Genomic DNA, 12,850 nt, shown 5'->3' with positions numbered 1-12,850 from the left:
GAAATCAGTCGCGCAACACGGCCGGAATCGAGTAGGTCTCATCGTATCCGACCGCCTCGGCACGCTGGATGGGCCACCCGCCGGTGTCGGTCAAGCGGTCGACCATGCCGTCGGTCGTGACGAGCGTCGAATCCTCCCGGCGCACACCGGGAAGCGAGGGCGTCCAGGCGTACGCCATCGGGCCCTGCAGAAGGACCTCCGAGTTCGGTGTCGCCAGCCACTCGCGCCGGGCGTAGCCGATTGCTCCACCCTGCGGGTGCGCCTGCCAGCGGTCGGGGGACCCGACCGCGTCGTAGGCCGACCGGATGGCGTCGAACACGTCGCCGGCGGTGGAGGCCCCCTCGCCAGTCACGCCCGCCACGGTCGCCGCGTAGGCGGTCGCCTCCACCCGGGCCGCGGCCTCGTGGCGGGCTTCGAGCCACGCCGGCGCGTCGAACGCGACCGTCCGGGTGCACCCGGCGTGGAGGCCGTCCCGGCGACCGGTGACCGAGACGACCACGTAGTCACCGAGTTCCAGCGCGGTCGGCGTCGGCCGGACGAACCGCTGGGCACGTGCTGACCCGCCGACGAAGATGCTCACGGGCTCGATGTCGCGCGCCGCCAGTGCGATGCGCACCGCGGAGCCGACCTCGTGCTCGGAGTCACCCGACTGGAGTTCCCGGCAGACCGCCTCGACCGCACTCGCCACGTCCTGCCCGAGCCGGTCGTATCGCTCTACGTCCCCGTCGACGAGTGGCTGGCGGAGCGCGTACGCGTCGACCGTCGCCAGTCCGTCGAGTGCCACGTCGGCTGCCGCGTGGCCGTCGGCGCGGGCGACAACGGCTTCTTCGAGAGACGAGTCGTACCACGTGAACGTCTCCACTCGCACGTCGCCGTCGAGTTCCTCGGTCTGGAGGCGGTCGGCGTCCGGTCCAGCGAGGACGGTCACGTCGTCACCATCGTATCGTGCGGCCGCGATACCGACCTCCTCGCCCGAATCGACGCGGGTCTCCGCACCAGTGAGCCACGCGACGTTCGCAGGCCGGAGGAACCACAGTTCGTCGTAGGCCTGCTGGTCCAGGAAGGCGTCCAGGCGGGTCTGAATCATAGCTGGACGGCTCTCGGCTCCGGGCTTGAAACCTGCGGAACGCGGAACCGACAGCCCGTTCTCACGCGCTGGGCGCTTCCGCACATCTTCCTGCGGAACCGGCAGCCCGTTCTCACGCGCTGGGCGCTTCCGCACGTCTTCCTGCGGAACCGGCAGCCCGTTCTCACGCGCTGGGCGCTTCCGCACAGTTGATATGCCCCGATTCCCGAGACACAGAGTATGCAAGCGCTCAGCAGGCGCGGCGTCCGCATCCTCGCCGTCGTCACGACCGTTCTGACGGGACTGCTCATCCTGCTCGGAGTCTACACCGCTGCAACAGGCACGGGGCTCACGTGCCAGGGTCGCTGGCCACTGTGCGGTGGACCGCTGTTCGGCCTGCTCCCGCCGAACTACGCCTCGATTCCCGAGTGGACGCACCGCCTCGTCGCGTCCATCACCGGGTTCTTCATCCTCGGCACCGCCTACGGCGCGTGGAAGGTGTTCGACCAGCGCCGCATCCACGTCGCGCTCGCGGTCGCCATCCTCGTCCTGCCGGTCCAGATTCTCCTCGGCCGCGAGACGGTCGTCACCTACACCGCGCTCGTCCAGACGCTCCACCACGCCGCCGCACTCGTCATCTTCGGCGGGTTCGTCAGCGGGACGGCCTGGATGTTCGACGGGACCGAGACGCGCCACGAGTCAGCGGCCACGACCGGTCACGGCGTGAACGCCGACGACTGAGAACCGACTTACCAGTCGTTCACCGCCGGTAACGGGGCGTGAACGCCATGCAACGATACGGGGGTTTCTTCTTCGAGTGGGGTGGCACCACGGAACATGGCACTCGAACAGATAGACGCAGGTGCGTGGTCGGTCGTCCCGGCGCTCGTGGCCATCTCGGCGGCGTGGTACACCCGTGAAGCGCTCATCGGGCTGTTCCTCGGGGTTCTCACCACTGGCAGCATCTACGGGGCCCTGAAGCCCACGGCCGTGGGTGTCCCCGCCGACATCGCCAGTGGGTCACCCGCGCTCGGGTCGTTGCTCGGGACCGTCTTCGGACTGAAGACCATCCCGACGCTGGTGGCGACCGCGCCGCTGTTCGGCAGCGAGTGGTACATCAAGAACGTCCTCATCGCGCTGTTCGCCATCGGTGGCACAATCGGGCTGATGATACGGGCTGGGGCGCTCCAGGGCGTCCTCCAGGCGCTCGCGTCACGGGCGGAGAATTCGGGAGACGCCGAGAAAGCGGCCTTCCTCGCGGGAGTCGCCATCCACATCGACGACTACTTCAACTGCCTCGTGGTCGGCTCGATGATGCGTCCGCTGACGGACCGGTACAACGTTTCGCGGGCGAAGCTGGCGTACTACGTCGACAGCGCCGGTTCCCCGGCGGCCCGCCTCGCCTTCTACTCGACCTGGGGCGTCGCCCTCATCGGCTTCATCGGCGCGGGCCTCACCGCGGCGAAGACCCAGGGGACGCTCCCGCCGGGAATGAGCGAGATGGTCGCGGGCTCCGGTGAGAACGCCAGCGCCGTCACCAGCGAGGTGTGGCCGCTCTTTCTGAACACCATCTTCACCGGCTTTTACTCCTGGGTCGCACTCGTCATCGCGGCACTGGTCGCCTGGCAGGTCATCCCGAACTTCGGGCCGATGGCCCGCGAGGAGAAGCGTGCCCGTGAGGAGGGCAAGGTCGTCGGCGAGGACCACGACCCCATGCTCTCCCGGGAGATGGACGAGTACGAGATGGCCGACACCGCCGAACCGAGCTGGGTGAACTTCGCCATCCCAATCGGCGCGATGATTCTCGTCGCGCTCGGCTCGATGTTCTGGACGTCCTCACCGTTCGTCACCGCGAGCGAGTACGCTGAACTGCTCGCCGTCGGTGGCTACAGCGTGCTCCTGCCCGCTGGCGGCGAGTGGGGCTTCGCCCCCGGGTCGTTCGAACTCGGGCTTGCGGCGACGACGGCGCTCGTCCTCGCGTTCGTGCTCTATCGGCTCCGCGGTGACATCCCCTCGAACGACGACGCCACGAACGCCATGGTCCGCGGGTTCAAGGGCATCTTCCTCGCAGCGGCTATCCTCATGATGGCTTCCAGCATCCAGAACTCCGTGACGACGCTCGGCATCGCCGACTTCGTCACCCAGTGGTTCCAGGGTGTCCCGGCATTCGTCGTGCCCCTCATCGTCTTCCTCGTGACCGCGTTCGTGAGTTTCTCCGACGGGTCTTCGTGGTCGACCTACGGCATCATGTTCCCCATCGCCATCCCGGTCGCCCTGACCACCGGTGCGAACCTCCCCATCGTCATCGGGGCGGTGTTCTCTGGCGGCATCTTCGGTGACCACACCTCACCTATTTCTGACACCACCGTGCTGGCCTCTTCGACCAGCGGGTCGGACCACATGGTCCACGTCAGAACCCAGATTCCGTACGCCCTGTTGACGGCGGGTATCACGGCTGTGTTGCTCCTCATCGCGGGTCTCACGGTACCCGAAGGGTTCGAGATAATTCCATATTGAGCGACGTATCCAATTTTCAACTGCCGGGCGTGTGTAAACGGGTTTTCATCGAACTGTTTATTATCGCAGGCACAAACCCGCATGGCATGGATAGACGTAGTTACCTGAAAGGTACCGGCGCGACGATCACCGGCATGGGTCTGGCTGGCTGCCTGGGGTCGTTGACCGGCGGCGGTGGCGAAACGATTACCATCGGTTCTGACATCCCGTACAAGCCGTTCGAGTACCGCGAGGCGAACGGTGACCTCGTCGGGTTCGACGTCGAGATCGCCGAAGCCGTCTTCGGCGAGGAGATGGGCAAAGAGTACGAGTTCAAGCAGACGAGCTTCGACGGCATCATCAACTCGCTGAACAACGGGAACTTCCGGGTCATCATGAGCGCGATGACCATCAACGACGAGCGTGCGAAGGAAGTCGACTTCTCGGACCCCTACTTCACGGCGTACCAGACGGTCATCGTTCTCAAGGACGGCGGTATCTCCTCGAAGGAGGACCTGAAGGGCAAGAACGTCGGTGTCCAGAAGGGGACGACCGGTGAGGGCGCAGCGGAAGGCCTCAAAGAGGAGTTCGGCGGCGACCTCACGCTCAAGAGCTACGACCAGATTACGGGCGCGTTCGACGCACTGGTCAACAACCAGGTCTCTGCGGTCATCAACGACAACACGGTCAACGCTGGCTTCGCGAACGAGAACGACCAGGTCGTCTTCCTCGAGGGTGAGGGAGCGGCCGCAGACGCCGGACAGGAGGCCCCGCCGTACCTGACGCTCACCGTCGAGAACTACGGTATCGCGTTCCGCCAGGACGACGACGACTTCCGCAAGCAGGTCAACGAAGCCATCGCCGCCATCAAGGACGACGGGACGTACGACGAGATCTACAGCAACTACTTCCAGGGCTAACTCTCCGCCATGTCCAACGCAACAGCGGAAACGGAAGCCAACAGTGAGGGGGCGAACAGTTCACTCCTCATGCGAGACGGACTGGTCCGTCGCGTGGGCGAAGTGCTGGCGGTCACTTTCGTCGTGGTCATCCTGGCGATGGTCGGGTACATCCTGTCGACACAGGTCGACACCAGTCTCCTCAGAGTGGTGTTCCCGCGCTTCGTCGAGGCGTTCGTCCTCGTCGTCCAGATCGTCGCCGTCGCCAGCGTCCTCTCGGTCACGCTCGGCATCCTCGTCGGCCTCGCGCGTATCTCGACCTCCCCCATCACGGGGAGAATCGCGAAGGGCTACGTCGAGTTCTTCCGTGGGACGCCGCTGCTGTTCCAGCTGTTCGTCATCTACTTCGGTATCCCGAAGCTGTGGGCGACCGGTACGTTCCCCATCCAGAACTGGGAGATTCCGGCGGCTATCATCGGCCTGACACTGAACCACGGCGCGTACGTCGGTGAAGCGGTCCGTGGGGGTATCGAGGCCGTCGCAGATGGACAGATGGAAGCCGCCCGCTCGCTCGGGATGTCTCGTGTGATGGCGCTCCGGGAGGTCGTCCTCCCGCAGGCGTGGCGCAACGCGCTCGCAGCCATCGGGAACGACCAGATTATCCTGGTCAAGGACACTTCGCTCCTGACGGTCATCGCCGTCCCCGAGATAATGAGCGTGTTCCGGAACATCAACTCCAACCAGCTGGACGCGTGGACCCCACTGGTGTGGGTGTGCCTGTTCTATCTCGCCATCACGATGTCGATGAGCTACCTCGTCAGCGTGCTCGAAGAGCGCGCCGACTGGGGTGGTGGCGACGACGAGGATTCCACGCGTGAGAAGCTCAAGATGATGTTCACCGGCAGCCGAGGTGACATGACGTGAGTTCGGACCACTCCCTCGTCGAGTTCGACGGCGTGAACAAGTACTTCGGGGACAACCACGTCCTGAAGGACATCGACCTCGCCGTCGAAGAGCGAGAGGTCGTCGTCATCATCGGACCCTCTGGCTCCGGGAAGTCGACGCTGCTCCGCTGTACGAACCGGCTCGAAGAGATTCGCTCTGGTGAGATTCGCCTCGACGGCGAACCCATCTCCGACCCGGACGCGGACATCAACCGGCTGCGCCAGCGCATCGGGATGGTGTTCCAGAGCTTCAACCTCTTCCCGCACAAATCCGCCATCGAGAACGTCGCCCTCGCACCCATCAAGGTGAAAGGTGCGGACGAAGGCGAGACGATGGTCAAAGCCGGGAACCTGCTGGAGCAGGTCGGCCTCTCCGGCAAGGACGAGTCCTACCCGAACGAACTCTCGGGTGGCCAGCAACAGCGTGTCGCCATCGCCCGTGCACTCGCGATGGACCCGCAAGTGATGCTGTTCGACGAGGTCACGAGCGCACTCGACCCCGAGCTGGTGGGTGAGGTGCTCGAGGTCATGCGCGACCTCGCGACCGAGGGCATGACGATGCTCGTGGTCACACACGAGATGGACTTCGCGAAGGAGGTCGGGGACAGAATCGTCCTGATGGCCGAAGGTGAGGTTATCGAGGTGACCGAGACGGACCAGTTCTTCGAGCAGCCGACGACCGAACGCGGCCAGAAGTTCCTCGGTCGGCTGCTGTAGCCGACCGGTCCGGGTCGTTCTCTGGGAACACGTATCGCCACGCAGTGACAACGTACTACATGGCATCTATTGGCAAGACTCGCGGTAGCCCCGGGAACGCGGCGGGGCGGTTCTACCGCTGGACGTTCGGTGTCGGCCACGAGCGCAACGTCGGTGGCGTCGAGCAGACGACCCGGTACGTGCTTGGCACCGTCCTGGTACTGGCGGCACTCGTGTTCTTCTCACTGGCCGTCCTGAACAGCGTGTCGACCATCGCACTGGGGGCGCTGCCGTTGCTGACCGGCGCGTTCCTCATCTACGAGGCTCGCGCACAGTACTGTCCGGTGAACCAGTCGCTCGGACGGAGCACGTACCGGGAGTGACGAGCCGGCGGCTCGCCGGTGAGTCGGTGTGCGAAAAAGAAAAGACTCGAAGGGTTTCGACGGGGGCTGGTGTATCCGCCGTTACTTCTTCACGGCCGCCTCGGCGTCGAGGAAGCCAGCGCCGTAGTACTCCTTGTTCCCGACATCGCGGGCGGAGTTCCGGAGCGCCTTCTTGACCTTGTTCGCGTTCGACGTGTCCAGCTGGCTGGCGACGAGCGCGGCTGCCCCTGCGACGTTCGGGGCGGCCATCGAGGTGCCCGCCTTCCAGCCGTAGCCACCGGGGATGGTACTGAAGACGAGGTCGTAGTACCAGCCGGGGACATCGTTTCCGGCGGCCTCGAGGTCTGCGTTGCCACCGGGTGCACCGAGGTCGATCGCGTTCGTGCCGTAGTTCGTGTAGAACGACGGGCTGTGGGCGGGTGCTTCGAGGCCCTCGTCGCCCCAGTTGAAGCCGATGGGACCGGTCGCGGAGATAGACATGACGTTGGACGCCTCGTTCGGCAGCGAGATGACGTCGCCGTCGTGCTGGAGGTCGGCCGCGTCGTTGCCCGCGGAGACGACGACGAGCGAGCCCTGGCGGCGGACCCACGACATCGTGCTGTTGAGGACCTTGCCGTAGAATTCACCGAGGCCCTTCCGGGGCACGGGGTAGGCGCCGATGCTCATGTTGATGACGTCACAGCCGATGCTCGCGGCGTAGACGTTCGCTGCGAGGATGTCTGCGAACGAGGCACCTGCTTCGGTCGAGAAGACGCGGCAGTCGACGAGTTCGGCGGCGGGTGCGGTGCCGCCGATGCCGACGTCGTTCTGGTCGGACGCCGCGGCGATGCCGGCGACGTGTGTGCCGTGGTCGCCGCCGTACGGGCCGGGTGCCCCGTAGCCGTCGCCCGTGAAGTCACGGGAGAGGGCGGCGTTCAGGTTCGGCGCGAGGTCGGGGTGTGAGCCGTCGACACCACTGTCGACGATGGCGATGCGGGTGCCCTCACCACGGGTCACCTCGTGGGCCTCGGGCGCGTTGATGGCTTCCTTATCCCACTGGAGACCGTACAGCGGTTCGTCCTCGAGTTCGGACGCTTGCGCCTGGACGGGGTCGCTGAGTTGCATCTCGATGTCGGGGGCGAAGTTCACGCCGAGGTCCGCGACGGCGGATTTCGCGCCTTCGACCACGGAGAACTTCACGCCGGGAAGTTCGTGAACGAGGTCGAGGCCCTTCAGGTCCTTCTTTTTCAGTTTCTTCGCTTCGACGATGAATCGGTCAGTCGATTCGGCCGCTGTTACGGTCGAGCCGACCGCGATGCCACCGAGTATTCCCCCACTGAGCTTGAGAACGTCACGTCTGGTGTGGTCCACCATGTCACTAACGCCGCGCCAGCATGACTTAATATTTACTACTTTGTCCGCTAAATTACCGCCTAACATCGAAATTATAGGCTGTATTACTAACTCTGTAAAGCTTCGTCGTCGCCCCTCGACCGGGTACTCACCGTCTAAACCGACCGCGATAACCGTTCCTCGCTTTCTACCCCGACCCCATCGATAGTGAAATCGCCAACAACAGCCAGAACGTGGTTCACGAGACAGGAAACCGGACGGTCGACGACTGTCCGAGCATGGAAGCGAACGTGAACGGCCCCGCACTCGGTTACATGAAAGCCGGGGTGCGGATGAACCGCGACGGACGGTACGGTGTGTTCGGCCCCGCGGAGCTCATGCCCGGGTTCTGAGAGGCCCGGAGCGGCCGCGACAGCCCTCAACGAAGTGAATACTCTCGCTCGCGAGTACCTGTATCGAGATTCCGAACAGTTCAAGATGGGATATGAGAACACTGAACCAGATGAGTAACCGTGGGTTCGACCTTGCCGACCGAGTCGCAGCCCGCCGTGACGCAGCCCTCTACAGAGACCTCGCCCCGGTCGACCGGGTCGCAGAACGGAGCTACTTCGCCCCCGACCCTGGTGTGGGACTCCCCGTCCTCGACGGCCGACAGCACCTCGTGTTCGCCTCGAACAACTACCTCGGCCTGACACAGCACGACCGCGTCCAGGAAGCGGCATCGCAGGCGGCCGAAGTCGTCGGAACCGGAGCCGGTTCGAGCCGACTGGTGACGGGTGACACGCTCGTCCATCGCGACCTCGAGATGCAACTCTCGGAGGTGAATGGCACCGACCGCGCGCTCGCGTTCTCGTCGGGCTACGCCGCCAACGTCGGGACCATCGCGGCGCTCTCCCCGGACGTGGTCTTCTCGGACGAGTTGAACCACGCGAGCATCGTCGACGGCTGTCGGCTCTCCGGGGCCGACGTCGTCGTCTACGACCACTGCGACGCCGACTCGCTCCGCGAGGAGCTGACCCACCGCGCCGAGACCCACCCCGCCACCGAGTCGTGGCTCGTGGTCACCGACAGCGTCTCCAGCATGGACGGGACGGTCGCGCCCCTCGGGGCTATCTGCGACGCCGCCGAGGCCTTCGGCGCGTGGGTGATGGTCGACGAGGCGCACGCGACGGGCCTGTACGACCACGGCGGCGGCATCGTCCAGCGCGAGGGGCTGGCTGACCGCGTCCACGTCCAGATGGGGACGCTCTCGAAGGCGCTCGCCAGCCAGGGCGGCTACGTCGCAGGGAGCGAGGCACTCGTGGAATACCTCGTGAACACCGCGCGGTCGTTCGTCTTCTCGACCGGGCTGGCTCCGCCAGCGGCCGCGGCCGCCAGCGAGGCGCTTCACATCACTCGCCACGGCGAGTGCCGGGACCGTCTCTGGAGCAACGTCGCCCACCTCCGAGCCGGGCTCGTAGACCTCGGCTACCACGTCTGGGGTGACTCCCAGATACTCCCCGTCGTCGTCGGTGACCGGGTGGACGCACTGGCGCTGGCCGAAGCGGTCCGCGAGCGGGGCGTCGTCGCACCGGCCATCCGGCCGCCGACCGTCCCCGAGGGGACGAGCCGTCTCCGGGTCGTCCCGATGGCGACCCACTCGAAGGCGGACATCGAGACGTGCATCGAGGCGTTCCGGGCCGCCGGGGAGGAGGTGGGCCTGCTGTGAGCCGTCGGCTGGCCGTCGTCGGGACGGGCACCGGCGTCGGGAAAACGGTCGTCACCGCCGGGTTGACGGGCTGGCTCCGGGAAGACGGGGTCGACGCCCGCGCAGTCAAACCCTGCCAGACCGGCTACCCGCCGGACGACGACGCCGGATTCGTGCAGAATGCCTGTGGCGAGTCGGCTTAGGCGACGACCCTGGTCGGTGCCTGCTGTCCGACGACCACGCGCTCGTCACTGTCGTCGTCCGCCTGCACGCTACCGGTCTGCTGGGAGTCGGTCATCGTGATGGTGACGTGGGAGTTGTTCCCCGTCGCGGTGGCCTGGGTCACGAAGTCCTCGTGGCCGGCCAGGATGGCGACCGTCTCGCTGTCGATGTCGACCATGCGGTAGGTGTGCTCGGTGTCCATGACGTAGACACCGTTTTGCTCCTCACCGCGCGAGTCCAGCCACTGCTGGTAGATGTCGACGAACTCCTCCTTCTCGGCGGCGTCGTCGAAGCGGACCGTCCAGCCGTAGCCGTACTTGTAGCTCTCGGCGTAGCTGGTGTTCTGGAACTGCATCAGGCGGTCCGCGCCCCAGCCCTCGGCCCCGGCGGCGGCGAGTTCACCCGAGACTTCGGCGCGGAGCGACGAGCGCAGGAACAGTTCGCCCTTCGTCGACTTGGAGTACTGGTTCCACACCGAATCGGAGCCCTGTTCGACGGTGAGTTCCTTCGGGAGGTCCTCGTCGGGCATCTTGTTGTGCATGATCTGTTCCATCGTGACCGCGGGGTTGTCGTACAGTTTCTCGAACTCGGCGGTGGAGTTGACACGGAACTTGGTGTAGCGCTCGCCCATCACGTACGGGCCGAGCTGGTACATCGAGAACGCAGAGGAGTTCGCCCACTGCTCGACCGAGCGGGAGGCCGCTTCTTTGCCCATGTACTGCTCCTGGTACTCGCTCTCGAAGTAGACCGCACTGCCCTCGATGAGGGAGGTCTCGACGTTTGCGAGGTTCACGCCGTCACTGCGGAGGTTCGAGGCGAGGCGGTCCTGACTGCCCTGGTAGAACTGGATAGCATGCAGGAACTCGTGGGCGGCCGTGACCTCCGCTTCGGAGGCGTTCTGCGTGCGGCCGGGGGCGGGTGAGCCGTCCTGCTTCGCGATGTACCGCATCACGACGTTGACCTCGACGCCGCCGTCGGGGTTGTTCTGTGGCTGGGCGTAGCCGGCGACGTACACCTGGGGCGTGGTCTCGGGCGCGATTCCCATGACGGCCTGGAACGACTGGTTGCTGAACCCGAACTGCTCGAACGTGTACGGCGTGGTCTGGTCGGGACTCTTCGACTGGATGGACGGTCCCTGCGTGACGTTCGAGCCGGTCATCTCGAGGATGTTCCGGTACACCTGGTCGGCGTCGAAGCCGAGGCAGACGCCGCTCTCCTGGACGATGTCGTCGTCGCCCTTTCCGGAGTACTGGCAGGACTCCTTGGCGGGCTCGGACGTGGTCGTGTCGGTCGCGGTCTGCGTTTCTGTCTGTGTCTCTGTGGTCGTCTGTGCGGTCGTGGCGGCGGACGTCGGAACCTCGGTTCCTTCGACGGTCGTCGAGGTTCCCTGGTCGGTGGTGTTACAGCCAGCCACCAGGAGCATGAGGGCCAACGTCAGCGCAAGAAGCGGGCGTTTCATCGGAAAACTACACGAAAAACAGGATTTGGAAGACTTGAGTCTTGCGATATTTTCACCGCAGAACACCTTCGAAGTTTAACTATGTTCGAACGCTACATCCAGTCGTCAAGTCCAGACTGGCCGTCGTCCGTCTCTGCGTCGTCGTCCTCCGATTCTTCCGCCGGCTCGGACGTGTCAGCGGAATTCTCCTCACCGAGGGTCTGCTGGCCGTCGGTCGACGACTCCTGGTCCGCTGAGTGGCCACCGTCGGCCTCCTGTGCTGTGTCTGCTCCGTTTCGTGTCGAGTCGCTCGCGAAGCCCTCGAACGCGCCGCCGGAGTGTTCTACGGCTACGGTCTCGCGCAGTTCCTCGGCGTCCGCGACGATGTCCTGCACCTTGTTGGTGCTCTCTCCGCTGCCCGTGATGAACGACACTTCGGCGGCGTCGAACTCGTACACCGCCGCCATCTGGACGGTCAGGTCACGGGGCTTGCAGTGGTGGGTCATCGTCGCCAGGAACGGCATCACGTCGCGTCGCGCCGTCGAGATGCTGAACCCGCCCTTCTCGGCGATCTTCCGGGCGATGGCGTCGCGTTTCTTTCGCGTGCCTTTCGAGCGACCGAGCTTCGACCAGTAGCTCGGCGGCCCGTAGCGGGTCCACCCACCGTGGTCGTGCTGGCGCGAGGCCGCAACGCCCGCAGCGACGTTGTCGGTGACGTAGCGCCAGAACGAGTAGTCCTGTGTCGAGCGCACCCGCCCGAGCCAGGTGTCTCCCCTCGCGAGGTAGCCGTAGGCGTCGGCGAGTTCGTCGCCCCGATAATCCTTCGGGACGTTGTCCTCGACCCAGTTCAGCAGGTCGTCGGGCGTCTCGTCCACGTCGTAGGCCGCGTACAGCGCCTCCTGTGCGCCCTTGTGCTTGATGACGTCGTCGAGGAAGTCGAAGATGCCCTCGGTCTTGTCGCGCTCGCCCATCACCACGTCGTCGACGGTCAGGCGTTGGCCCTGTTCGGCGAGCGCCTGCAGGTCGTTGACGGCCGAGCGCAGGTCCCCACTCGTGTTCTCGGCGATTTTCTGCAACGCCTCCTGTTCGTACTCGATGCCCTCCTTCCGGCAGAGGTCACGGAGCACCGGAACGATAGAGCGCTTGGAGACGTCCCGGAACTGGATGTCCTCGCAGGCGTTCCGGAGGCTGTTGCTCATGTCGTAGAACTCGTTCGCGATGAGGACGATGGGCTGGTTCGCCTCCTTGACGATGCGGGTCACCTCGCGCGAGCCGCCGTAGTCGCTGTTTCCGTGAAAGTTGTCGGCCTCGTCCACGATGAGCAACTGACGGCCGCCACTGCCCCCGCCGAGCGTCTGGTTCTGCGACGCGCGCCCGGCGAAGCGCTTGATGTCGTCCGCCGTTCGAGAATCACTCGCGTTCAGTTCCATCACCGGCCACCCCATGTCGTTGGCCAGCGCGTGTGCCGCGGAGGTCTTGCCGACCCCCGGCGAGCCGTGGAGGATGGCGGCCTGCCGGTGGTCGTCCCACGAGTCGGCCCACTGCTTCAGGCTCTTGCGGGCCTTGTCGTTCCCCCGGACCTCCGACAGGGTCTGTGGGCGGTACTTTTCGGTCCAGTCAGCCATTGCACGGTGGTTGGTGTGAGCCGCGTTTAGTGGTTGCGGAGCGGCCATCGCGCCCACTGGGC

11 protein-coding genes and 2 pseudogenes are annotated in these 12,850 nt (G+C 65.3%); 9 read left to right on the top strand and 4 right to left on the bottom strand.

What is annotated here, in order from left to right; all coding sequences use genetic code 11:
- Positions 1-4: 4 nt before the first annotated feature.
- Positions 5-1,087, bottom strand: a complete 1,083-nt coding sequence (locus ACSC1R_RS01185; protein ID WP_439027236.1) for a M24 family metallopeptidase — start codon at positions 1,085-1,087, stop codon at positions 5-7.
- Between the two features lie 219 nt (positions 1,088-1,306).
- Between ACSC1R_RS01185 and ACSC1R_RS01180 the strand changes: the two genes are divergently transcribed.
- From ACSC1R_RS01180 to ACSC1R_RS01155, 6 genes are all read left to right on the top strand, one after another.
- Positions 1,307-1,807 carry a COX15/CtaA family protein gene (locus ACSC1R_RS01180; RefSeq protein WP_439027235.1) on the top strand — a complete coding sequence of 167 codons (501 nt, stop codon included), beginning with the start codon at positions 1,307-1,309 and terminating at the stop codon, positions 1,805-1,807.
- 96 nt (positions 1,808-1,903) lie between these two features.
- The gene (locus ACSC1R_RS01175; protein WP_439027234.1) at positions 1,904-3,583 is read left to right on the top strand and encodes a Na+/H+ antiporter NhaC family protein; all 1,680 of its coding nucleotides are present in this window, start codon (positions 1,904-1,906) and stop codon (positions 3,581-3,583) included.
- Positions 3,584-3,669: 86 nt separating this feature from the next.
- A complete protein-coding gene (locus tag ACSC1R_RS01170; protein ID WP_439027233.1) occupies positions 3,670-4,482 on the top strand; it encodes a transporter substrate-binding domain-containing protein in 813 nt (270 codons plus the stop codon).
- 69 nt (positions 4,483-4,551) lie between these two features.
- Entirely contained in the window at positions 4,552-5,385 is an 834-nt protein-coding gene (locus ACSC1R_RS01165; RefSeq protein ID WP_439028748.1) for an amino acid ABC transporter permease, read from the top strand.
- Positions 5,382-6,122: an amino acid ABC transporter ATP-binding protein gene (locus ACSC1R_RS01160; protein WP_439027232.1), complete on the top strand. Its 741-nt coding sequence runs from the start codon at positions 5,382-5,384 to the stop codon at positions 6,120-6,122. The genes ACSC1R_RS01165 and ACSC1R_RS01160 overlap by 4 nt, the downstream gene beginning before the upstream one ends.
- A 59-nt stretch (positions 6,123-6,181) precedes the next feature.
- A complete protein-coding gene (locus ACSC1R_RS01155) occupies positions 6,182-6,484 on the top strand; it encodes a YgaP-like transmembrane domain (RefSeq protein WP_439027231.1) in 303 nt (100 codons plus the stop codon).
- 81 nt (positions 6,485-6,565) lie between these two features.
- Here the strand turns inward: ACSC1R_RS01155 and ACSC1R_RS01150 are convergent, their stop codons facing one another.
- Entirely contained in the window at positions 6,566-7,837 is a 1,272-nt protein-coding gene (locus ACSC1R_RS01150; RefSeq protein ID WP_439027230.1) for a S8 family serine peptidase, read from the bottom strand.
- 221 nt (positions 7,838-8,058) lie between these two features.
- Between ACSC1R_RS01150 and ACSC1R_RS01145 the strand changes: the two are divergent.
- From ACSC1R_RS01145 to ACSC1R_RS01135, 3 genes and pseudogenes are all read left to right on the top strand, one after another.
- Positions 8,059-8,208, top strand: a pseudogene (locus ACSC1R_RS01145) (transcriptional regulator); the annotation flags it as partial.
- A gap of 110 nt (positions 8,209-8,318) precedes the next feature.
- Positions 8,319-9,524: an aminotransferase class I/II-fold pyridoxal phosphate-dependent enzyme gene (locus ACSC1R_RS01140; RefSeq protein ID WP_439027229.1), complete on the top strand. Its 1,206-nt coding sequence runs from the start codon at positions 8,319-8,321 to the stop codon at positions 9,522-9,524.
- Positions 9,521-9,694 (top strand): annotated as a pseudogene (locus ACSC1R_RS01135) (AAA family ATPase); the annotation flags it as partial. The gene ACSC1R_RS01140 and the pseudogene ACSC1R_RS01135, both read left to right, overlap by 4 nt.
- Before the next feature lie 8 nt (positions 9,695-9,702).
- Here ACSC1R_RS01135 and ACSC1R_RS01130 read toward each other — a convergent pair.
- Together ACSC1R_RS01130 and ACSC1R_RS01125 are read right to left on the bottom strand one after the other, a co-directional pair.
- Positions 9,703-11,184: a hypothetical protein gene (locus ACSC1R_RS01130; protein WP_439027228.1), complete on the bottom strand. Its 1,482-nt coding sequence runs from the start codon at positions 11,182-11,184 to the stop codon at positions 9,703-9,705.
- Positions 11,185-11,276: 92 nt separating this feature from the next.
- Positions 11,277-12,788: a replication factor C large subunit gene (locus tag ACSC1R_RS01125; protein ID WP_439027227.1), complete on the bottom strand. Its 1,512-nt coding sequence runs from the start codon at positions 12,786-12,788 to the stop codon at positions 11,277-11,279.
- Between the last annotated feature and the right edge of the window lie 62 nt (positions 12,789-12,850).

The sequence above is a fragment of the Haloarchaeobius ordinarius genome (genome assembly GCF_051801355.1).
In the GTDB taxonomy this organism is placed as follows: domain Archaea; phylum Halobacteriota; class Halobacteria; order Halobacteriales; family Natrialbaceae; genus Haloarchaeobius.
The sequence above is the reverse complement of the archived record's forward strand: the minus strand, read 5'-3'. Positions and strand labels throughout refer to the sequence as shown.